Source organism: Ramlibacter sp. AN1133, from assembly GCF_037890035.1.
GTDB lineage: Bacteria > Pseudomonadota > Gammaproteobacteria > Burkholderiales > Burkholderiaceae_C > Ramlibacter.
The window spans coordinates 160,408-181,847 of record NZ_JBBKTQ010000008.1 but is presented as its reverse complement, the minus strand read 5'-3'; the positions used below and the strand labels follow the sequence as shown (position 1 = coordinate 181,847).

14 protein-coding genes are annotated in these 21,440 nt (G+C 69.2%); 1 reads left to right on the top strand and 13 read right to left on the bottom strand.

All coding sequences use genetic code 11. The features are described from left to right. Positions 1 to 35: 35 nt before the first annotated feature. From WG923_RS13485 to dapC, 13 genes are all read right to left on the bottom strand, one after another. Positions 36 to 998, bottom strand: a complete 963-nt coding sequence (locus WG923_RS13485) for a peptidylprolyl isomerase (protein ID WP_340351488.1) — start codon at positions 996 to 998, stop codon at positions 36 to 38. 14 nt (positions 999 to 1,012) lie between these two features. Beyond that, the gene (locus WG923_RS13480) at positions 1,013 to 2,572 is read right to left on the bottom strand and encodes an ABC transporter substrate-binding protein (RefSeq protein ID WP_340351487.1); all 1,560 of its coding nucleotides are present in this window, start codon (positions 2,570 to 2,572) and stop codon (positions 1,013 to 1,015) included. A gap of 56 nt (positions 2,573 to 2,628) precedes the next feature. Beyond that, on the bottom strand, positions 2,629 to 3,270 hold the full coding sequence (locus WG923_RS13475; protein ID WP_340351486.1) for an SCO family protein: 642 nt from the start codon (positions 3,268 to 3,270) through the stop codon (positions 2,629 to 2,631). Between the two features lie 15 nt (positions 3,271 to 3,285). After that, positions 3,286 to 3,915, bottom strand: coding sequence for an SCO family protein (locus tag WG923_RS13470; protein ID WP_340351485.1), 630 nt, complete (start codon positions 3,913 to 3,915; stop codon positions 3,286 to 3,288). A gap of 17 nt (positions 3,916 to 3,932) precedes the next feature. Next, complete coding sequence (locus WG923_RS13465) at positions 3,933 to 5,894, bottom strand: YncE family protein (RefSeq protein ID WP_340351484.1); 1,962 nt, start codon at positions 5,892 to 5,894, stop codon at positions 3,933 to 3,935. A gap of 90 nt (positions 5,895 to 5,984) precedes the next feature. Next, positions 5,985 to 11,798, bottom strand: a complete 5,814-nt coding sequence (locus WG923_RS13460; protein WP_340351483.1) for a hypothetical protein — start codon at positions 11,796 to 11,798, stop codon at positions 5,985 to 5,987. Positions 11,799 to 12,446: 648 nt separating this feature from the next. Next, the gene (locus WG923_RS13455) at positions 12,447 to 12,944 is read right to left on the bottom strand and encodes a hypothetical protein (protein ID WP_340351482.1); all 498 of its coding nucleotides are present in this window, start codon (positions 12,942 to 12,944) and stop codon (positions 12,447 to 12,449) included. Positions 12,945 to 12,946: 2 nt separating this feature from the next. Further along, positions 12,947 to 14,941, bottom strand: coding sequence for an ABC-F family ATP-binding cassette domain-containing protein (locus WG923_RS13450; RefSeq protein WP_340351481.1), 1,995 nt, complete (start codon positions 14,939 to 14,941; stop codon positions 12,947 to 12,949). Further along, positions 14,938 to 15,801, bottom strand: coding sequence for a 50S ribosomal protein L3 N(5)-glutamine methyltransferase (prmB, locus tag WG923_RS13445; protein ID WP_340351480.1), 864 nt, complete (start codon positions 15,799 to 15,801; stop codon positions 14,938 to 14,940). The genes WG923_RS13450 and prmB overlap by 4 nt, the downstream gene beginning before the upstream one ends. After that, positions 15,798 to 16,943, bottom strand: coding sequence for a succinyl-diaminopimelate desuccinylase (gene dapE, locus WG923_RS13440; RefSeq protein WP_340351479.1), 1,146 nt, complete (start codon positions 16,941 to 16,943; stop codon positions 15,798 to 15,800). Before dapE ends, prmB begins: the two co-directional genes overlap by 4 nt. Before the next feature lie 4 nt (positions 16,944 to 16,947). Beyond that, positions 16,948 to 18,105 (bottom strand): PilT/PilU family type 4a pilus ATPase, encoded by a 1,158-nt coding sequence (locus WG923_RS13435; RefSeq protein ID WP_340351478.1) that lies wholly within the window; start codon positions 18,103 to 18,105, stop codon positions 16,948 to 16,950. A 193-nt stretch (positions 18,106 to 18,298) separates the two neighbouring features. Further along, a complete protein-coding gene (dapD, locus tag WG923_RS13430; protein ID WP_340351477.1) occupies positions 18,299 to 19,123 on the bottom strand; it encodes a 2,3,4,5-tetrahydropyridine-2,6-dicarboxylate N-succinyltransferase in 825 nt (274 codons plus the stop codon). Positions 19,124 to 19,137: 14 nt separating this feature from the next. Beyond that, positions 19,138 to 20,337: a succinyldiaminopimelate transaminase gene (gene dapC, locus WG923_RS13425; RefSeq protein WP_340351476.1), complete on the bottom strand. Its 1,200-nt coding sequence runs from the start codon at positions 20,335 to 20,337 to the stop codon at positions 19,138 to 19,140. Positions 20,338 to 20,396: 59 nt separating this feature from the next. Here dapC and WG923_RS13420 point away from each other — a divergent pair, with 59 nt between their 5' ends. After that, on the top strand, positions 20,397 to 21,437 hold the full coding sequence (locus tag WG923_RS13420) for an alkane 1-monooxygenase (protein WP_340351475.1): 1,041 nt from the start codon (positions 20,397 to 20,399) through the stop codon (positions 21,435 to 21,437). The last annotated feature ends 3 nt before the right edge of the window (positions 21,438 to 21,440 follow it).

The window sequence follows — 21,440 nt, the reverse complement described above, 5'->3', positions numbered from 1 at the left end:
GTTCGACCGGTCGACGCAACATCCGCAGCGCACGCTCACAGGGGCAGGAGAATTTCCACCCGTCCTGCGCTGCGCAGCCGTTCCGCCTCCTTCTCGATGGCGGCATTGGCCTTGCGCTGCTCCAGGAAAGCCCGGATGCGCGCGCGCGCCTGGTCTTCCGTCACGATCACCTCGGGGTCGATCCCTTCGACCTTGAGGATGTGGAAGCCCTCGGGCGTGCTCACGAGCGGGGAAATCTGCCCCGCCGCCAGTGCAAAGGCGGCGTCTTCCACCGGCCTGGCCACCTGGCCCCTGGCGAAGGGCTCCATCGTGCCGCCCCACTGCCGGGTCGGCGCCTCGGACTGCGTTCGCGCGAGCTGTTCGAAGTCTTCGCCCGCGCGTGCCGCCTCGAGCAGGCGCTCGGCGCGGCTGCGGCTTGCCGCGCGCGCCTCGTCGCTCGCGCCTGCGGCCACCTTGATGAAGATCTGGCGCGCCCGGACCTGCTGCGGACGCCTGAACTTCTCCGGGTTGTCCACGAAGAAGCGGTGCACTTCCTCGTCGCTGACGGCGGCCCCCTTCACCCCCACGCTGTTGGCGTACTTGGTGCCCGAAACCTGTTTCCTGACCAGCAGCCGGTAGGTCTCGGGCGTGTAGCCCTCCACCAGGAGGCGCCGCTCGAACGCCTCCTTGCTCTTGAACTGCCCCTGGGTGGACTGCAAGGCCTGCTCGACCTCCTGGGGGCTGGCCACGGTGCCGGCGACCTGTGCCTGCTGCCAGAACAATTCCTGCGCGATCAAGCGGTCCAGCACGGCCCGCTTCATCTCCTTGAGCCGATTCGGATTCCTGATCTGCAGCAGGTTGAGCTTGCGCTGCCTGAGATCCTCGTCGAAGCTGCGTTCGAGTTGCTCCTGCGAGATCCCGGTGCCGTTGACGCGCGCGGCCAGGATGGCTTGCGCCTGTGCCAGCGTCAGTGCCAGTGCGACCGGCAGCATCAACATGGAAGTGATGAGTCTTCGCATCGTTCGCGTCCCGTTCACGGCAGGGACAGGAAACCGCCGACCTGGCGGAAGTTCCTGCCCTTGAGATCGACTGCCACGACGTAACCGCCCAGCGCACCGATCCGACGGCGGGCGTTGAAGCTCACGGCAGGCACCAGGCCGGGCTCGAAGCCCTGTACGGACTCCAGGGCCGCCACCAGTTTCTCGCGCGTGAGATCCCGGCCCACCTGCTTGAGCGTCTCGACCAGCAGCACGGCGCTGCTGTAGGCGGGGACCTGGCTCGTCTGGTGGCCGCGCGCCAGTGCGCCGCCCTTGAACAGGCCCGCATAGCGGCGCAATGCTTCGGGCTTCTGGTCGGCGGGAACCGTCGGATAGGCCAGCAGGATGCGGCCGTCCAGGGCGGCCGGCAGGTCCAGCACCGCGCGCGGCGCGAGCGGCCCGGGCAGCAGCAGGAAAGGCGCGCGCCCCCCGTCGGCCAGTCGCCGGGCCAGCGCGGCGACATCGACGCCCGGCCCGAGCAGGAACACGGCTTCGGCACCGCGCGTCCGCAGCGCTCCGGCCAGTGCGTCGGCGTCCGATGCACCCGGCGCGAAGGCCATGCGTTCGAGCCTGCTCCAGCCCTGCGTGCGCAGTTGCTGCTCCACCGCTTCCGCCAGGGCCGCGCCGCCCGCGCCCTGCGGGTGCAGCAGCACGGCCGGCATGGACCGCATCTTCGGCTCGCGGCCCAGGTGCAGGGCCAGCACCTCGGCCAGTTCCCCGACACCGGACAGGAGATGAAACACCTGCTGGTTGGTGGTCCGGGGGTCGTCGCCGAACAGTGACAGCGGACCCAGGACCGGGATCCTGGCTTCGTTGGCCAGCCGGTCGAGTTCGTCCTCGATCCCGGCCGCGAACGGAGAAAGCAGGGCGAACACGTCGCCTTGCGCCACCAGCTGGCGCAGCGCGCGCGTGGCGGCGCCGCGATCTTCGCCGGCGTATTCGGCACACACCAGTTCCAGCTTGCGGCCATGCACCCCGCCGCTGGCGTTGACTTCGTCCAGCTGCGCCTGCAGGATGCCCTTGACCGCCTGCCCCAGTTCCGCGAAGCGTCCCGTGCCCGGGACCAGCGTGCCCAGGCGCAAGGTGTCGCTGCCGACGCCTGGGTCGCGCTGCATCTCCAGCACTTTCAGGTAGGCCACCAGCGCCTTCCAGTCGCGGCCGCTCATGCTGAAGCGCGGCATGGATCCATCGAGCGGATTGCCGGCAGGGTCCACGCCGTCGAAGACGGCGCGCTTCAGCGAGGCCTCGTCGAAGGCGGGGTGGCGGCGGCCCGTCTCGTGTTCATGGCCGTAGGGCTTGGTCAGCTCCGACCAGGTGATGTCGACGGGACGAACGCCGCCTTCCGGGCGGCCGCGCCCGTCGGGCCCGTGGCAATTGCCGCAGCGCACCGCGGGGCCCGGCATCTGCTGCTGGCCCATGCCGATGCGCCCGGTGATCGCATCGCCGGAGGCACTCCTGCCTTCCAGGAAGAGAAGGCGGCCGGCTTGCTGCTCCGGCGTGAGCGCCGCTGCGGGATGCAGCGGCTGCGCCCATGCCGCGACGGAAACGGCGAGCATGGCAGCGACGCTGCACAGGCGGGACCAGAGGGCTGGACGCACTGCCTGGCCTCTCGTCACCGCGCACCCGGGGCCGGAGCCTTGCCGCTGGTGGCGATGATCCGCGCGGCTTCGGCGATGGCCTTGGGCGGCAGGTTGGCCAGCAACCTGCGCATGCGCTTGGCATCGACATCCATGATGTACAAGGCCGTGGAATGATCGCCGACGTCTTCCGGGAAGGCGCCCAGGCGCTTGAGGATCATGTGCACATCCTCCGTGCGCCCGGTCAGGAAGGTCCAGCCTGCGACGTCGGCGCCCTGCTTGTGCGCAAAGGCCTTGAGCGCCTGCGGGGTGTCGCGTGCCGGATCGCTGGTGAGCATGACGAAGAACACCTTCTTGCCGAAGGTGTCGCCCAGCTCCTCGCGGGCCTGCACCAGCTGCCGGGTGATCAGCGGGCAGGCCTCGGTGCAGCTCGTGTACCCCACGCTCAGCACCACGGTCCTGCCCTTGAGGACATCGGAGTAGAACCTGAGCTTCCTGCCGTCCTGGTTGGTCAGGTCGGCGTCGGTGAAGTAGGCGCGGGGGTCGCGCGTGCCGGTCGTGGCGGCCGGCTGGATGGCCGCGGCGACCGGCTTGCCGGCCGGGGGCTCGGTGTGCGCCGAGGCCGCAGGTGCCGCGAGGGTCGTGGCCAGGGCGGCCAGCAGCAGGAGGGTTCGCATCCGGGGCCGTCCTTCCTAGTGATGATGTGCGGCCGGCGGCGCATCGTGGCGCGCGGCCTGCAACTGGTCGAGGCGGGCCAGGATCTGGTCCGCGCCGGGGAAGCCGAACAGGCGTGTCCATTCGCCGCTGCGGGGATCGCCGACCAGCACCACCGCGGGATGGTCGGCGAAGTTGGGCGTGTACACGCCGAAGGCGTTCAGCACTTCATCCACGGCCTGCTTGCTGCCGCCGAGGAAACTCCAGCCGGGCCCGGCGTTGTACTGCGCCGCATACGCCTTCAGCCGCGCCGGGGTGTCGCGCAGCGGGTCGACCGTGACCGTGACCATGGACACGTCCCGGCCGACGCGCGCGCCGAGCCGCTGCTGCAGGTCGGCAAAGAGGGCCGTCAGGGGCGGGCACACGGTGGTGCAGGTGGTGTAGACGAACGTGATCAGCACCAGCCGGTCGCCCACCGTCTGCGACTTGAAGCGGGCCGTCCTGCCGTCCTGGTCGGTGAGGGCGGTGTCGGGAAGGTGGATGCGCACCGTGCTTGGCGCCCGGGCCGCCGCTTCATGCTGCAGGTGGCCGGCATGGTCGTGGGCCCTGGCGCCGCTCATGGCGGTGGCAAGCGCCAGTGCCGCGACCACGGCGAGTGCTCGTTGCATGGAGGTCTCTTTCATGATCAGCCTTTCCGGGCAACGGAGCTGGGCGCGCTCGCCGGCGGCGCCGCCATCAGCGTGAAGAACGGCAGCTTTCCGTATCCCAGCTTCATGGAGGGAACGCCGACGTAGACGTAATAGGCACCGGGCTGCGCCAGGTCCACCTGGGCCTCGTACACGCCGCCGCCGATCTCCTTGACCGGCACCTCGCTGCGGCCCCGGCCGGGCGCCAGGTAGTACAGGACGCGCGCGTCCTTGATGCCGGCCTTGGCAAGCCGCGTGGCGGGGTCGATCAGCTTGAAGCGCAGGGCGAGCGGGCCGCCGGCGGTCGTGTGGCGCGAGCGCTCGTCGAATTCCACCGCCAGCGGGTCGGTGGGTCTGGCGATCGAGGGATTGACCGTGGCCTGCACCGAGAAGCAGTGCAGCAGCTGCGGGCTCTCCAGCATGAACGCGACGTCGTACTTGCCGGCCACCGGCATCCGCACGCGCCCGGCGTAGACGCCGGGTTCCACTTCCTTCAGGCTGCGGTCCACCACGGTGACGGCGCGCGGATTCGAGCCGTAGACCCGGTAGTTGCTGGTGGGGGCATTCATCCCCTCCATGTAGTAGTAGGTCGTGCCGTCGGCCGGGTTGACCACGAACACGGTGCCCTCGTTGGCGGCCGCAGCCACGGAATCGGCGATCACCAGGTCGCCGGCCTGCCTGGGCGCCGACTCGCCGGCGGCAAAGCTCTGCACGGTGGCGGTCTTGCCCTTGCCCAGGGTGGAGAGGTTGATCATGCTGACACGTTCCGAACCGAGCGCGCGCACGAACGCGAAGGTCTTGCTGTACGTGAGCTGGTAGGGCTGGGCCGGGATGGCAACCTCCTGCACCAGCTCGTTGCTGGCGGTATCCAGCACGTGCACCCTGTTTTCCGCCGTGTTGACGACCAGCGCGAAACGCCCGTCCGGCGTGACCTTCAGCGGCCCCAGTCCGGGCTTGACCGCAACGCGGGCCGCCACGGCCAGCTTCTCGGTGTCGATCACGGTGACGACACCGTCCTTGCCGTCGGCCACGTAGAGGCGCCGCGACAGGGCGGAGTAGTCGAGCGACAGCGGCAGGCTGCCGGTCTTGAGGTCCTTGACCTTGCTGCGGCTGGCGACGTCGATCACGCTCACGGTGCCGTCGTTGCGGTTGGTGACGAAGGCGTACTTGCTGTCCGCCGTGAACGCGAACTCGTGGTGGCCTGCACCGGTGGCGATGAAGCCGGCGGGCTTGAGGCTGGCGGTATCGATCACCGTCGTGCCGCTGTCCTTGCCCTCCGCCGCGTTGTTGCCGACCCACAGGTAGCGCTGGTCCGGCTGCAGCACGATGCGCATCGGCTCCTTGCCGGCCGGCACGCTGCCCGTCACCTTGAAATTGTCGGTTTCGATCACCGCCACCTCGCCCGCCTTGGGCATGGTGACGAAGAGCCGGCGCGTGTTGTCGTGCCGGGCCCAGTCCGCGCCGGGCCGCTTCAGCACGGTGGTGGCGAAGGTGCTGGTCACGCCGGCCATGCTCACCAGCGGATCCACCACCGAGATGCTGGCGTCGTTGTTCATCAGGACCACGAAGTAGCTGTTGAGGTCCACCATCGGCCGCATGCCGACCACGCCCTTGAGATAGAGCGAGACCTTGTCCTTGCAGGACTTCTGCTCGCTGCCGGCGCGGCCCTGGATCACCTGCGCCATGTCCATCCAGGCGCCGGGCAGGAGGCCGCGGACCGGCTGGCCGCTGGCTTCGTCGCTGATGCGGAAGCGCACGTCGGCGATGTCGCCCTCCATCAGGTCTCGGGTCGCCTTTTCCACGGGCTTGGCCGAGAACTGCACCACCACGCCGTTGCGTTCGACACGGTGGTCGCTGCCGGCATCCGCCGGCGCGGCCGTTTCCGCCGCCGCGGCCAGTCGAACCACCAGGGCCAACAAGGCGACGAGCGCAAGTGCCTTGGGCAATCGCTGCAACTTCATCGAGAACTCCTCTGTGCTTGCGCGGGCAGATGGGCCCGCGAGATCCCGCCGGCGGCGTGCGCCGCCGGCGGGGTTCTGCTGCTTGCTCTGTTACTTCACGCGCATGACACCCCAGACGCCGCTCGCATTGCCGAACGAGGCCTGGTCGCGGATCAGGTAGTCACCGATCACGCCGTTGCCACCGCCTGCACTGGGCAGGAAGACGTCGAAGTGGCTGGAGGGCGTCCAGCTTTCCTGGCCGGAGGTGGCGAAGCCTTGCGGGTTCACGCCCAGGGCGCGGGAGCCGACCGACGTCATCAGGCAGGCGCCGGTCAGCGCGTTGCGGGCTTCGCCCGGGCAGATGTAGGGATCACGCTGCCACACGTGCCCGTGCAGCGCCAGGGTGGAGCCGCGGGTCGTGCCGTGCGGGTTGCTGATGTGCATCCGCGTCTGCTGGTTGCGATTCGCCTGGAACACCGGCGTCACCGGGTCGCCTCCCGCCAGCGTGTTGCTGTAGGCCAGCTCGGGGTTGGCGATGTCGCCATAGCACCCGGTCTGTCCTGCGGCGCAACGGCCGAACGGCGCCTGCGGCAGGATGCCGAAGCGGAACCACAGGGGCTCGATACCGTAGTTGAGCGACATGCCGCTGGCCTCCTGGCTGTCTTCGGGAATGCCCACGCCTTCGCCGTTCATGTGCTCGACGGGCGAGCCATCGCGGTAGTAGTGGGTGTTGCCCTTGGTCAGGACCAGGGAGAAGTCGCGGAACACGTTGGTGCCGGCCGTGACCGTCGCCTGCGCGCGGGTGCCCCGCGTGCCGGAGCCGTTCTGGTGGTCGAACACCTGCGTGTTCTCGACCCAGGTCGAGCCTTGCGGGTGGACGACCATCGCGCCGACGAGCGACTTGGCACCCTGCTTCATGACATCCGCAGGCTGCAGGTTGAAGCCGCCGAACTCCACCGGCGTCGGCGTGACGTCGACCGCGCCGTTGAGCGGCTTGCCATCGAGGTCGCCCACGTACCACTGGTAGACCGTGCCGCCGCCAGAGGGCGCCGCGAGCTGCCCCCGCACGGGGTTCGCACCGACCACCCGGCCGTCGTCCTTGGTCACGTCCAGCGCCACCAGTTGCGGGTGGATGCCGACATAGCTCGAGGGACGGATCAGGTTGCTGTTGAACGTGGTCGAACCCTGGGTACCGAAGCGGTCGCGCTTGACCACGCCCTGCAGCGTGCTGTAGGTGGCCAGGTCCGGCGCCAGGGCAGGCACCCTGTTTTCCAGCTGGACCTGCACGCAGTCGCCTGCCGCGGCACGGATCACCACCGGCTCGAGCGGAACGCCGGGCTTGAGCTTGCCCCGGCCCGCCGCGGGACCCGTGGTGACGATGTCGTCCCGGTTCACGAACAGGATCGCGGTCGGATCGTGCAGCGGGCCCTGGTGCGTCAGGTTGACCGCCGCGCCGTTCTCGTTGACGAAACTGCCCGTGACCGTGGTGGTGCGGTGGTTGTACACCAGCGTGCCTCCGGCAGGATTGAGCGGCGCGCCCACGTGCATGGTGGCCACGTCGCCTGCCGGGGCGACGGTGACGCCCAGCGGGTTGTCCAGCAGGTCATTGGCAAGAACCGCGCTGATGAAGTACGAGCGGATCGGCGCGCCCTTCGGGCAGACCCCGTTGAAGGCCTGCTTGCTGGCGAAGGTGACCGGCCCGGTGTTGGGGCCCGGCATCTTGAAGAGGTCCGCGCGCTGCTGGTCATAGCTGCGCATGATCCCCCACATGCCGCTCCACCAGCCGTCGGCGCCGGAGTCCATGGAGTACGCGTAATCCGCCAGCGGGCCGCGGTTGGCGTCGACCGGCAGGATGGGGCTCCTCAGCGTGAACTGCTCCGAGATGCCCGCCGCCTGCGCGTTGCGCCAGCCGGAGTTGGGCGCGGTGCCATGGCCCGAACCGCCCTGCAGCCACTTGACGCCGTGGATGGTGGCGTTGTGCTCTTCCTCATGGGCGCCGGCCTGCATCTTCACCCGCACGACGTCACCCTGGTAGGTGCGCATCATGGGCGTGAACGGATCCCCGCCGGTGAACCCGGCCGCGTTGATGTGCGGCGGGAACTTCGTGCCGTTGATGACGGTGTTGCCGTCCGGCATGACGTTCAGTTGCGGGATCGCGCGGTCGGTCCGCGACTGCATCGCGAAGGCGAGGTCGCCTGGCAGGCCGTCGGCCTGCATGCCGGGCTTGCCGTCCGGCCCGATCTTGTTCGGGTCGAACACGCGCGCGGCGATCGGCTCCATGCGGTAGTTCACCACCAGCACGCCCGGGTCCTGCACGTCGATCGCCTGCGGGCAGGGTCGCGACGGACAGAAGTTGTTGAGCGGGTTGTTGGCGGTGTTCGCCACTTCGAGCACCAGGTCCGGGAAGACCGGGGTGATCTGCTGGCGCGCCGGCGGGTTGATGGCAAAGCGGAACGCATTGCCCGTGGTGCCGTCGAACTGCGGATTGCCGGCGTTCGCGACCACCGGATCCAGCCCCGGGCCGGTGCCCACCAGCGGCAGGCCGTCCTGGCCAGCGCCGGCGTAGACGCCAGCTTCGTAGGCGTGCTGGAAGTCGCTGAACTCGAAGTAGAACTCGCGGAACGGCGTCAGCGCCTCGCTCTTGACGGTGCTGCCGCCAGGCGCGGCCGTCGGCGTCAGGATGGCCGCCTGCCAGCTGGTCGGGCCGCCGTCGCTGAACTGGGTGCCGTCCGTGGTGGTGTCGGTGCGCGCGGGCGCGCCGCTCACCGGGTCGTAGCCCAGTTGCTGGCCGGTTTCGTTCATCACCCAGCGCGAGCCTGCGGGCTCGGCGAGCAATGTCGAATAGAGGCCGATCTGCTGGTGGGTCGACGGACCGTAGTGGTCGTGCGTGAACACGATGCCCAGGCCGCGGTCCACGCCCTCGGTGTTGACCACCGGGTCGGTGAACCAGCGTTCCATCGTCGTGCGCGCACCCCGCCACTCTTCCGCGAAGCGGCCGCCCAGTTGCCCGGCAACCTTGCCCCAGTACGGATGGTCCTTCGCCACCGGGCAGGCGCCGGTGCCGTCACGCGCGTCGCCCGCGTCGATGCCGGTGCAGGCGTTGAACTTGCGGATCGCCCGGATGCGCTCGCGGATCACGCTCGCGGCCATGGTGCCATCCTCGTAGTTCCAGCCGTTGGCGGCGCCGTCGGTGGTGGTCAGGTCCCACTTGGGCAGGTGGATGTGCTGGCCGATGATGTCGGTCGGCGTGCGCACCTGGTAGTCGTCGATCTCGTAGGCGCCCGGCACCAGGTTGCTGTGGTGGTAGACCGTGCAGTCGAAGGTGTTGGCGCGGAACACCAGCGGCTCCGGCGGCTTCGTCTTCGAGATGATCGGCGCCACGTCCTGCCACAGCGCGACGATGCGCTGCTGCGGATAGTGGTAGCCGGTCTTGCTCAGCACCGCGTCGAACTGCAGGTTGGTGCCCTTGTAGATGCGCGGCGCGTCCGAGTTGAAGATGCTCGAGCCGCGCGTGCTCATGCCGGTGAGCGTTTCGCCGGAGAAGAACGCCCCGATCACGCCGGGCTTGAGCACGGCCCCCTGGTCGTCGATGCAGGGGTTGTGGAAGGGCGCGCCCACCACCGGGCCACCGCCGCCGTTGGTGACGAAGTTCGCGGCCGTGGGAACGCCCGCGAGATCGAGCTTCTGCGTCGAGTGGTTGCGCGTGGCGTGGAAGGCCATCGCCAGCTGTTCCAGGTCCGTGCCTTCTTCCGGGTAGTACACCGGCACGGCGGTGTCGAACTCCTTGGAGAAGTCCAGCCGCGAGGTGACGGTGAGGGTGCTGGCGCCGGCGGCGTAGCCCTTCATCGAATGCCGCGGCAGGCCGCCGTCGAAGCCGTCAGCCTGGTCCGGCTGCAGTTGCGACCACAGCGGGTTGCCCGTGGCCTTGAGCGCCTGTGCCTGGGCCTTGCTCAGCATGTCGAGCGGCGGCGTGGGCGGGCGATGGCCGATGGTGGTTTCCATGCCGGCAACCCAGAACGGATAGCCCGGATTCTTCGTGCGGTCGACCACCTTCGCCAGCGAGCCCAACGGCTTGCCATTGAGCGGCGACAGCAGCGGGTTGGTCACCACGGTCACCTGCGCCGGCATGGGCGCGAGGCCCTTGCCCGGCAGCGGTACCACGGCCGGAATCGGCGTGCCCGCGACGATCTCGCCGTCCGGATAGGCGCGCGCGCCGGCTGCAGGCGTGGAGTCGCCCGTCGCCCAGCGCGTGGTGTGGTACGTCGTGCCCGAAGCGAGGAGCCGGGTGCCGGCGCTGAAGGCGTCGTTGTTGCGCCAGTGGTACCACATGCCCTGCGCGAAGTGCGGGTAGAAGTGGCAGTGGAAGATCGCGTCGCCGGCGGACTTGTTGCGGTTGCCCGAGCCGCCGAAGTTGATCTCGTACGTATAGCCTGCCCCCGGGCCGATGCCTTGCGCGTCCAGGTAGTTCGCGTTGTCGTCGTTGGGGTTGTACAGCCACTGGTGGTTGTGCAGGTGGAAGACGTGCTGTTCCTTGCCGATGTGCGTGTTGCGGAACTTCACGAAGTCGCCGATGTAGCTGTGGTGCACGTTGGCCGCGTCTTCCGCGCCGATCACGTAGTGGGCTTTCGGTCCCTGCGTGCCGGGGGGCGGGTTCTGGCCTGGCAGCAGGTTTTCCAGTCCGACGTTGGCCGGGATGTCGACCGTCAGCGCCGGGTCGTTCAGCGCGTGCGAGGTGAGGAAGAACTCCTCGTAGGCGCAGTCCGCGCAGTCGCTGGTGGGACCGACCCCCAGGCGGTTGGCGATGATCTCGGAGCCGATGCCCCCGGACCCGTAATTGATCATGAAGGCGTCCTTGACGCCCGCCAGCACGTAGCGGAACACCGGGTCGTCCTTGTAGAAGCCCGGGAAGGCCTGCCCGTTGGCGGTCTCGTCGTGGAACACCGAGGCGAAGTCGCGGAACGGCTCCAGCCGGTTGGGCACCGTGGGATTGCGCTTGCCGACCGACTCCAGCGGGTAGGTGCCGGGCGGGAAGCTGCCGTCGGCGTTGGGGCCGGCGATCACGGCATTGATTTCCGAATGCACGATCTCGCAGCTCGTCGTCGAGGCGCACTTCATCATGTTGAGGATCGGCAGGCCGCTCTTGCCCTCCGCCGCCCACGGCGTCCCTGCGGGGTACGTCGCTTCGTAGCGGATGCGGGGATGTCCGCCGGGCGTGAGTTCGGCAGCGCTCAGCACGCCGTCGCCGTTCACGTCCGCCGAGAGGCGCATTTCTTCCTCGAACACCTGGCCGCGGTAGATCCGGGCGCCGGCGGGCTCGACGATCAACTGGCCGAACAGGCCGTTGGACGAGTTGCCCTGGTTGCCGTCGGAGCCGACCACCGCACCGCCGCTGGTGACGTTGAACACGCCTTCCTTGCTGGCATACACCGTGTAGCTCTTGCTGGCACCCGGCGCCACCAGGCTGCTCAGGTTCGCGCCGGTGTCGCTGCCGTCATCGGCGATGCTGTTCACGAGTTCCACGCCGGATGCATGGAAGCCGACGAAGCGGCCCGTGACCTGTTCGTCGATGAACACCGTGTGCTGCTGCCCCGAGGGTTCGACCAGCGGCACGTTGTTCGGATTGGCCACCGCGGTCAGCAGGTTCTGCAGGTTGACCGTGAGGCAGTCGCCGACGCGCACGCGCAGGACCAGGGGCCGGTGGCGCTTGTCGGGTCGCAGGTCCAGCTGCCCCGGCGTGGCGGCGCCGCCCGCCGTCAGCGGCGACTGGCTGCTGGTGTTGATGACGTCGCGCCGCAGCGCGAACATCATGCCGTTGACGTTGCCGGCGCCGAGCCGGTTGTACATCAGGGGCTTGTCGATGGCGACGACGTTCGCCGTCACCTGCCGCTGGCAGGCGATCGCCGCCTGCGCACCGGGCGTCATCATCAGCGACGCGAGCCCGGCCAGGGCCAGCGCGCCAGCGGCTCGTGCCCAAGGTCGCAACCTTGGTGGACTGACCGCGGTGGACAGACGCCAGATTTCCTCATGCCGTTCAAACATGATCAACCTTTCGAAGGGGGTACTGCTGCGGACCCGGCGATGACTTCCGCCGGTAGGAAATGAGGAGATAAGCAGATCGCCTAGGCTGTCAGCCAGGCGGGTCTTCTTCCTCGATGCAGACTACGCATGCCACCGGTGCCTTGGACTCCGCGCACCTTCATGCCGCTTCGGACGAACTTCTGTTCCTGCGCGCGCTTTCATGCGGTCTCCTGGTGAACTCGCCGGCTCGTCTCCTGCACCGGGCGTGCCACCAGGGGTGAATGGGGCGGCAACCCGCATCGGCGTTCGATGACGGCACCTTAGGAGTAGGGGATGGGGCCGGAACGGGCGTGCGCAAAATTCCCCGTTCGTGGGGAACGCAAAAGGGGCTAGTCACCCAACAGTTTGCGAATCGTCGGTGCGCGTGTCGCCTTGTATCCCGTCACACTTGTTGCAGACGGCCTGGTGTTCACGCTGGGAGGAGCAAGGGGTGTGCCTGGCCTGCGGCACGAACCGCTGGCGCCGTGAAGGTGGCGGGTGGCGAGCGTGTCGCGGTCAGTCGCGTGCCGATGGCAGTTGCAGCTGCGCCTGCCGGCAGACCTGGACGCAGTCGCGGATGTGCTCTTCGCCGAGGTAGCGGATCGCGCCGTAGCCGATCAGGGCGGAGATCGCCTGGCCCGCGATCGGAACGTATTTGGTCGCCTGCTTCACCGTGAGGCGGCGGCCGGCCGCGGCCGCGGCGCGGATCACGAGGTCCCGGGTGATGAACTTGCCGATCACCATGGAGCCGACCACGCTCACGGCCTTTTCCACCTGCTCGCGCTTGCGCGAGGGCAGTGCCGCGATGTGCTCCGGCGTGAGGCCGAATTCCTCGTTGATGGCGGGGATCAGCTTCGACAGCAGGGCGGCGTCCACCAGCCAGTCGACGCCGGGGATGGGCACGGCGCTCGCCGCGGCGGCGACCAGCGCGCGGCGATTGAGCAGCTTGCGCGCGCGCTTCACCGCGGCGAGCATCGCCGGGTCACCCGCCGCGAGCTGGATGGAGCTCGCCATGGTCAGCCGGGCGCCGCCGCTTCGGCGGCCTCGATTTCGCCCGAGAGTTCGAGCCAGCGTTCTTCCAGCCCGGCCAGTTCGTCGGTGACGGCCTTCAGGCGCCGGCCCGCATCGGCGATCTCGCTCGGGGGCAAGCCAGCGGAGAGGCGCGATTCCAGTTCGCCCTTTTCGGTTTCCAGCGCCGCCATGCGCCGCTCGGCCTGGTCCAGCTCCTTCTTCAGGGGCTTCAGGCGCGTGGCGAGCTGCTGGCGCTGCAGCGCCTGCGCCTTGCGCTGCTCCTGCGGCGTGACGCGCTGTTCGCTGCCCGCCGCTGCGCTGGCTGCATTGCCGGCCGCGACCTGTTCGCGCACGCGCCGGGCTTCCTCCAGGAGGTACTTCTGGTAGTCGTCGAGGTCGCCGTCGAAGGGCGCGACGGCGCCGCGCCCGACGAGCCAGAACTCGTCGCAGACGGAGCGCAGCAACGCGCGGTCGTGGCTCACCAGCATCACCGTGCCTTCGAACTCGTTCAGCGCCACCGACAGCGCCTCGCGCGTGTTCAGGTCCAGGTGGTTGGTCGGCTCGTCCAGCAGCAGCAGGTTGGGGCGCTGCCACACGATCATCGCCAGCACCAGGCGCGCCTTCTCGCCGCCGCTCATGGTGCCCACGGACTGCTGCACCATGTCGCCGGTGAAGAGGAACTGGCCGAGGTAGTTGCGCAGGTCCTGCTCGCGGTCGGACTGGTTGGTGGCGGCGGCGAGCTCGCGCGCCAGGCGCACCATGTGTTCCAGCGGCGTGTCCTGCGGGCGCAGCACGTCGAGTTCCTGCTGCGCGAAGTAGCCGATGGACAGGCCCTTGCCTTCGGTGACGCGGCCGGCGAGCGGCGGCATCGTGCGCGCGATGGTCTTCACCAGCGTCGACTTGCCCTGGCCGTTGGCGCCGAGGATGCCGATACGCTGGCCGGCGAGGACGGAGCGGTTGACGTTGCGCAGGATCACCTTCTGCGCCGGGGGAGTGCCCCCACCCCCGCCCTCGCCCGGAGGGGGAGGGAGCAGATAGCCGAACACGCCGTCCTGGATCGCCAGCATCGGGTTCGGCAGGTTCTGCGGCTCCTTGAACTCGAAGGTGAACTCGGCGTCGGCGAGCACCGGCGCGATCTTCTCCATCCGCTCCAGCGCCTTGACGCGGCTCTGCGCCTGCCTGGCCTTGGTGGCCTTGGCCTTGAAGCGGTCGATGAACTTCTGCAGGTGCGCGATCCGGTCCTGCTGGCGGCTGTAGGCGGACTGCTGCTGTTCGAGCTGCTGCGCCCGCAGCAGCTCGAAGCCGCTGTAGTTGCTGCCGTAGCGCGTGAGCTGCTGCTTCTCGATGTGCAGCGTCACGCCCGTCACCGCGTCGAGGAATTCGCGGTCGTGGCTGATCACCACCAGCGTGCCGGCATAGCGCTGCAGCCAGCCCTCCAGCCAGACCAGGGCATCCAGGTCCAGGTGGTTGGTGGGTTCGTCGAGCAGCAGCAGGTCCGACGGGGCCATCAGCGCCCGGGCCAGCTGCAGGCGCATGCGCCAGCCGCCCGAGAAGCTGTTCACCGGGCGATCGAGTTCGTCGGGCCGGAAGCCCAGGCCCAGGATCAGCGACTGCGCGCGCGGCACGGCGTCGTGCGCTCCGGCGTCCGCGAGGTCCGAATGCGCATGCGCGATCCCCAGGCCGTCGCCGCTCGCTTCGGCCGCCGCCAGTTCCTCGCGCAGCGCCACGAGCCGGGTGTCGCCTCCCAGCACGAAGGCGGTGGCGGGCTCGTCGCTCTCGGGCATGTTCTGCGCGACCTGCGCCAGCCGCCACTGCGCGGGCACGGAGAAGTCGCCCGCGTCCTCGTGCAGGCTGCCATTGAGCAGCGCGAACAGCGTCGACTTGCCGGCGCCGTTGCGGCCCACCAGGCCCACCTTCTCGCCGGGGTTGATGGTGACCGTCACGCCATCGAGCAGCACCTTGGCGCCGCGGCGCAAGGTCACGTTGCGCAGCTGGATCATGGGCGCAGCGCTTCCTTCGTGAGCAGCAGGACCTGGTCGTCGCCCGCGCTGGTTTCCAGCCACACGGCTTCCAGGCGCGGGAAGGCGGCCTCGAAGTGCGCGCGCTCGTTGCCGATCTCCAGCACCAGCACCGCGCCGTCGTTCATGTGCGCGGGCGCATCGCGCAGCAGCGCTCGCACGAAGTCCATGCCGTCGGCGCCGCCGGCCAGCGCGATGCCGGGCTCCGCGCGGTATTCGGCGGGCAGGGCGGCCATGCTCTGCGTGTTCACGTAGGGCGGGTTGCACAGGATCAGGTCGTAGGGGCCCGGCAGGCCGGCGAGCCCGTCGGACTGCACGAGCCGGATGCGCTGTGCGAGTTCGTGCCGGTCCACGTTGATGCGCGCGACTTCCAGCGCCTCGCGCGAGATGTCGGCGGCGTCGACTTCGACTTCGGGATACGCCATCGCCGCCAGCACCGCCAGCGAGCCGTTGCCCGTGCACAGGTCCAGCACGCGGCGCGTGCGGTCGCCGAGCCACGCATCGATGCTGCCGTCGGCCAGCAGTTCGGCGATGAAGCTGCGCGGCACGATGGCGCGCTCGTCGACGTAGAAGGGCACGCCCTGCAGCCAGGCCTCGCGGGTGAGGTAGGCGGCCGGCTTGCGGCTGGCGATGCGCTCGCGCACCAGCGCGCGCGCGGCCTGTTCCTCGGCCGGGGGCACTTCGCGCTGCGCGTGTTCGTCCAGCGCATCGAGCGGCAGCCCGAGCTTCCACAGCACCAGCCAGGCCGACTCGTCGAAGGCGTTGGCCGTGCCGTGGCCGAAGGCGACGCCCGCGGCCTCCAGCACGGAGGCGAGCTCCTCCACCAGCGCGATCAGCTTCACGGGCGGTCCAGGTTCTCGAGGACGCCGCGGTAGATGTCCTTCAGCGGCTCCAGGTCCGCCACGCGCACGTGTTCGTCGATCTTGTGGATGCTGGCGTTGACCGGCCCGAACTCGATCACCTGCGGGCAGATGCGCGAGATGAAGCGGCCGTCGCTGGTGCCGCCGGTGGTGGAGAGCTCGGGCGCGATGCCGGCCACGCCGCGGATGGCGGCCTGCACGGCGCCCACCAGTTCGCCCGGCGTGGTGAGGAAGGGCTGGCCGCCCACCACCCACGCCAGTTCGTAATCGAGCTGGTGGCGGTCCAGGATCGCGTGGACGCGCTGCTGCAGGCCTTCCGCCGTGCTCACGGAGGCGAAGCGGAAGTTGAAGTCGATGACGACCGTGTTGGGGATGATGTTGCCCGCGCCGGTGCCGCCGTGGATGTTGCTGATCTGCCAGCTCGTGGGCGGGAAGAATTCGTTGCCGCGGTCCCATTCGGTGGCGGCCAGTTCGGCCAGCGCCGGCAGCGCCATTTGGATCGGGTTCTTCCCGAGCTGCGGATACGCGATGTGCGCCTGGATGCCCTTGACCGTGAGCTTGCCCGTCAAGCTGCCGCGGCGGCCGTTCTTGATCATGTCGCCCAGCTTCTCCACCGAGGTGGGTTCGCCGACGATGCAGAAATCGAGCTGCTCGCCGCGCTCGCGCAGCCGCTCGCACACGACCACGGTGCCGTCGACGCTGGGCCCTTCCTCGTCGCTCGTGAGCAGGAAGGCGATGCCGAGGTCCGGCGCGGGCCGCGCGGCCAGGAACTCCTCCACCGCCACGGTGAAGGCGGCGATCGAGGTCTTCATGTCCGCGGCGCCGCGCCCGTACAGGTTGCCGTCGCGGTGGCTGGGAACGAAGGGATCCGACTGCCACTGCTCCAGCGGGCCGGTCGGCACGACGTCGGTGTGGCCGGCGAACACCAGCGTGCGGCCGCTCCTGCCGGGCCGCTTGGCCCACAGGTTGCGCACGCGGAAGTCCGCGGGGCCGCTCACGATGGTTTCGCAGGCGAAACCGAGCGGCGCGAGGCGCGCTTCGACGATGGGCTGGCACTGCCCGTCTTCGGGCGTGACGGAACGCTGGGCGATCAGTTGCTCAGCCAGGTGGAGAACTCTGGACATCGCGCTAGTGTTTCACGTCCAGCGTGATCTCTGTGAACGACGGTTCGTCGTCCAGGTCTTCCGGGCTGTCGCCGTCGTTGCCGAGCTTGTGCTCCTGTTCGACCTGCGTGTTCTGCAGCCGCCATTGCAGGTTGGTCGGCGAATCGGCGTAGGCCAGGCCTTCCTTCTTGTCGACGACGCCGTCGAGGATCAGCCGCGCGATGTCCTGCTCGAAGGTCTGCGAGCCTTCGGCCATGGACTTCTCCATCGCCTCCTTCACGCCGGAGAAGTCGCCCTTCTCGATCAGCTCGGAGACGAGCTTCGTGTTGAGCATCACCTCCACCGCCGGGGCGCGACCGCCCGCCACGGTGCGCAGCAGGCGCTGCGACACGATGGCCTTGAGCGCCGCCGCCAGGTCGCCCAGCATGGTCGGACGCACTTCGACGGGGTAGAAGGACAGCACGCGGTTCAGCGCCTGGTAGCTGTTGTTGGCGTGCATGGTGGCCAGGCACAGGTGGCCCGACTGGGCGTACGCGATGGCGGCGGACATGGTCTCGCGGTCGCGGATCTCGCCGATCAGGATCACGTCGGGGGCCTGCCGCAGCGCGTTCTTCAGCGCGGTCTGCAGGGACTGCGTGTCGCTGCCCACCTCGCGCTGGTTCACCACCGACTTCTTGTTGGTGAAGATGAATTCGACCGGGTCCTCGATGGTGAGGATGTGGCCCGTCACCGTCTCGTTGCGGTGGTCCATCATGGCCGCCAGCGTGGTGCTCTTGCCGGCGCCGGTGGAGCCCACCATCAGCATCAGCCCGCGCTTTTCCAGGATCAGGTCGGCCAGGATCATCGGCACCTGCAGGCTCGCCAGCGGCGGGATCTCGCTGGCGATGTAGCGGATCACGGCGGCGATCGTGCCGCGCTGGCGCATGGCGGAGAAGCGGTAGTTGCCGGCGCCCTCCACGGCATGGGCCATGTTCAGCTCGCCGGTCGCATCGAGTTCCTCCATGCGGTGCGCGGGCAGCACTTCGGCCAGCAGCGCGCGCGTGGCGTCGGGCGGCAGCAGCTGGCTGTTGATCGGCAGCGTCTGGCCGTTGATCTTGATCATCGCCGGCGCATGCGCGGACAGATACACGTCCGACGCCTTCTTGTCGGCCATCAGGCGCAGGATGCGCTCCATCGTTCCCATAGCAACCACTCCTCTTACCGCGGGCCCTGCTCAGGCCCGCGGGCATTCCCGTCGTCCCCGCGGAGGCGGGGATCCAGTGCATTTTGCGGTCGTCAGCGTCTGCCGCGGAAGCCCTGGATTCCCGCCGGCGCGGGAATGACGGGGTTTTTCGCGGGAATGACGTGCTTGTCGGCGCGAATGACGTTGTTCTGTCTCAGTCCCGCAGCAGATCGTTCAGGCTGGTCTTGGCGCGCGTCTGCGCGTCCACCCGCTTGACGATGATCGCCGCGTACAGGCTGTACCTGCCGTTGTCCTTCGGCAGGCTGCCGGAAATCACCACCGAGCCGGCCGGGATGCGGCCGTAGCTCACCTCGCCCGTGGCGCGGTCGTAGATCGGGGTGCTCTGGCCGATGTAGACGCCCATGGAGATCACCGAGTTCTCCTCCACGATCACGCCCTCCACGACTTCCGAGCGGGCGCCGATGAAGCAGTTGTCCTCGATGATGGTCGGATTGGCCTGCAGCGGCTCCAGCACGCCGCCCAGGCCCACGCCGCCGGACAGGTGCACGTTCTTGCCGACCTGCGCGCAGGAGCCGACCGTGGCCCAGGTGTCCACCATCGTGCCTTCGTCGACGTAGGCGCCGATGTTCACGTACGAGGGCATCAGGATCGCGCCCTTGGCGATGAACGCGCCGCGGCGCGCCACGGCCGGCGGCACCACGCGCACGCCGGTTGCGGCCATCTCCTCGGCCGACAGATGCGAGAACTTGGTGGGCACCTTGTCGAAGAACGCGAGTTCGCCGCTCTTCATCAGCACGTTGTCGTTCAGGCGGAACGACAGCAGCACCGCCTTCTTCACCCACTGGTTCACCGTCCACTGGCCGACGCCCTGGGGGGTGGCCACGCGCAGCTTGCCGGTATTGAGTTCGCCGATCACGTGGTCGACGGCCTCGGTCACTTCCTTGGGCGCGCCCTTGGGCGAGAGGTTGGCGCGGTCGTCCCACGCCTGGTCGATGATTTGCTGGAGCTGCTGGGTCATTTGGGGAGGATTTCTCAGGGCCTGGATTGCACGAACTGGACGATGCGCTGCGCGGCTTCGAGGCATTCGGCGGTGTCCGCCACCAGCGCCATGCGCACGCGACCGGCGCCGGGATTGAAGCCACCCGCTTCGCGCGCGAGGTAGCTGCCCGGCAGCACCGTCACATTGTATTGAGCCAGCAGGTCGCGGGCGAAAGCGGTGTCGCTGCCGCGCACGCCGGCCCACAGGTAGAAGCTCGCATCGGGCAGCCGCACGTCCAGCACCTGCTCCAGCAGCGGCGCGACCTGGGCGAACTTGCGGCGGTACTGCTCGCGGTTGTCCACCACGTGCTGCTCGTCGCTCCAGGCGACCGCGCTGGCGTGCTGCACGATCGGGCTCATCGCGCTGCCGTGGTAGGTGCGATAGAGCAGGAACTGCCTGAGGACCTGCGCGTCGCCGGCCACGAAGCCGCTGCGCATGCCGGGCACGTTGCTGCGCTTGGACAGGCTGGTGAAGGCCACCAGCCCGCGGAAGTCCTGGCGCCCCAGCTTCGCCGCCGCCTCCAGCCCGCCCAGCGGCGGCTCGTCGCGGAAGTAGATCTCGCTGTAGCACTCGTCGGAGGCGATGATGAAGCCGTGCCGGTCCTGCAGCGCGAACAGCTTGCGCCACTCGTCCAGCGGCATCACGGCGCCGGTGGGGTTGCCCGGCGAGCAGACGTACAGCAGCTGCGTCTTCGCCCAGGTCGCCTCGGGCACGCTGTCCCAGTCCACGGCGAAGTTGCGCGCCGGATCGCTGGGCGCGTAGAACGGCTCGGCCCCCGCCAGCAGGGCCGCGCCCTCGTAGATCTGGTAGAACGGATTGGGGCAGACCACCACGGCGGGGCGCGTGGGGTCGATCACGGTCTGCGCGAAGGCGAACAGGGCCTCGCGCGAACCATTGACGGGCAGGACCTGCGTGGCGGCGTCCACCTGCAGGCCGTAGCGGCGCTGCAGCCAGGCGGCGCAGGCCTCGCGCAGCTGCGGCGTGCCGGCCGTGGGCGGGTAGCCGGCGAGGTCGCTGCCGGGCATTTCCATGGCGGCGGCCAGCGCCTGCTTGATGAAGGCGGGCGTGGGGTGCTTGGGCTCGCCGATGCCCAGGCTGATGGGCCGCAAGGCGGGATTCGGCGTGATGCCGGCAAAGAGCTGCCGCAGGCGCTCGAAGGGATAGGGCTGCAGCCGGGACAGCAGGGGATTCATCCGGCGATTATCCCAGCGCGGCGATTGACCTTGGCCCGCGCCGGCGCTCCAATGCCGCCATGAAGGCGAACACCCTGCGTGCCAGCGACCTGCGCTTCCTGCTCGGGCTGCTGCTGCCCGCGCTCACGGTGCATTCGGTCTCGCAGCGCCCGCACGCCGCCGGCTTCGTCGCCCTCGGTGTCCTGTTCCTCATCGCGGCGCTCGAAGCCTTCATCCCGGCGCTGGCGCGCTCGCCGGCGCCGCTGGCCGAAGGCGAATCGCTGCGCTGGGTGCTGCGCCTGTTCGTTCCCCTCGAAGTGGCCCTGCTGTTCGCCGGCGCGACCGCGGCGATGAACGCCTCCTGGCCGACGCTGGCCGGCGTCGCCATCGCGGTGGGCTTCGTGACCGGCGCGCAGGGCATCACCTTCGCCCACGAGCTGGGCCACAGCCGGCACCGCGCGGACCGTGCGCTCGGATGGGTGCTGATGACGCTGGTGGGCTATCCGCAGTTCATGGTGGAGCATTACCGCGGTCACCATGTGCGAGCCGCCACCCGCGAGGATCCCGCCTCGGCGCGTGCGGGCGAGAGCCTGTGGGCCTTCCTGCCCCGCACGCTGGCGGGCAGCCTGCGCAGCGCCTGGGAGCTGGAAGGCAGGCAGCTGGCGCGCAGGCACCGCGGCTGGCTCGCCAGCCCGCTGCTGTGGGCGACCGCCGCCAGCGTCGCCTGGCTGCTTGCGCTGGCAGCCCTGGGGCAATGGAAGCTGCTCGCCTTCTGGGTCGGGCAGTCCGCCTTCGCCGTGTGGCTGCTGGAGACGGTGAACTACATCGAGCACTACGGGCTGCAGCGGCGCGTGCAGGCCGACGGCCGGCCGGAGCCTTTCGGCGTCGCGCATGCCTGGAACGCCGACCACGTGCTGTCCAACAGCCTGCTGGCGAATCTGCAGCGGCATTCGGACCACCACATGCACGCCGCCAAGCCCTTCGCGCAGCTGGAGCCGCTGCCGGGGCCGCAGCTGCCCACCGGCTATTCGGGCTGCATCCTCCTGGCGACGGTGCCGCCGCTGTGGTTCGCGGTGATGGACCCGCGGCGGGCGGACCGCGCGGCGGTCGGTAGCGTCTGACGA

Excerpts from the sequence above, each read along its gene's own strand:
- WG923_RS13485 (WP_340351488.1), bottom strand. The coding sequence starts at position 998 with ATGCGAAGACTCATCACTTCCATGTTGATGCTGCCGGTCGCACTGGCA.
- WG923_RS13480 (WP_340351487.1), bottom strand. The coding sequence starts at position 2,572 with ATGCTCGCCGTTTCCGTCGCGGCATGGGCGCAGCCGCTGCATCCCGCA.
- WG923_RS13475 (WP_340351486.1), bottom strand. The coding sequence starts at position 3,270 with ATGCGAACCCTCCTGCTGCTGGCCGCCCTGGCCACGACCCTCGCGGCA.
- WG923_RS13470 (WP_340351485.1), bottom strand. The coding sequence starts at position 3,915 with ATGCAACGAGCACTCGCCGTGGTCGCGGCACTGGCGCTTGCCACCGCC.
- WG923_RS13465 (WP_340351484.1), bottom strand. The coding sequence starts at position 5,894 with ATGAAGTTGCAGCGATTGCCCAAGGCACTTGCGCTCGTCGCCTTGTTG.
- WG923_RS13460 (WP_340351483.1), bottom strand. The coding sequence starts at position 11,798 with ATGATGACGCCCGGTGCGCAGGCGGCGATCGCCTGCCAGCGGCAGGTG.
- WG923_RS13455 (WP_340351482.1), bottom strand. The coding sequence starts at position 12,944 with ATGGCGAGCTCCATCCAGCTCGCGGCGGGTGACCCGGCGATGCTCGCC.
- WG923_RS13450 (WP_340351481.1), bottom strand. The coding sequence starts at position 14,941 with ATGATCCAGCTGCGCAACGTGACCTTGCGCCGCGGCGCCAAGGTGCTG.
- dapE (WP_340351479.1), bottom strand. The coding sequence starts at position 16,943 with ATGTCCAGAGTTCTCCACCTGGCTGAGCAACTGATCGCCCAGCGTTCC.
- WG923_RS13435 (WP_340351478.1), bottom strand. The coding sequence starts at position 18,105 with ATGGGAACGATGGAGCGCATCCTGCGCCTGATGGCCGACAAGAAGGCG.
- dapD (WP_340351477.1), bottom strand. The coding sequence starts at position 19,123 with ATGACCCAGCAGCTCCAGCAAATCATCGACCAGGCGTGGGACGACCGC.
- dapC (WP_340351476.1), bottom strand. The coding sequence starts at position 20,337 with ATGAATCCCCTGCTGTCCCGGCTGCAGCCCTATCCCTTCGAGCGCCTG.
- WG923_RS13420 (WP_340351475.1), top strand. The coding sequence starts at position 20,397 with ATGAAGGCGAACACCCTGCGTGCCAGCGACCTGCGCTTCCTGCTCGGG.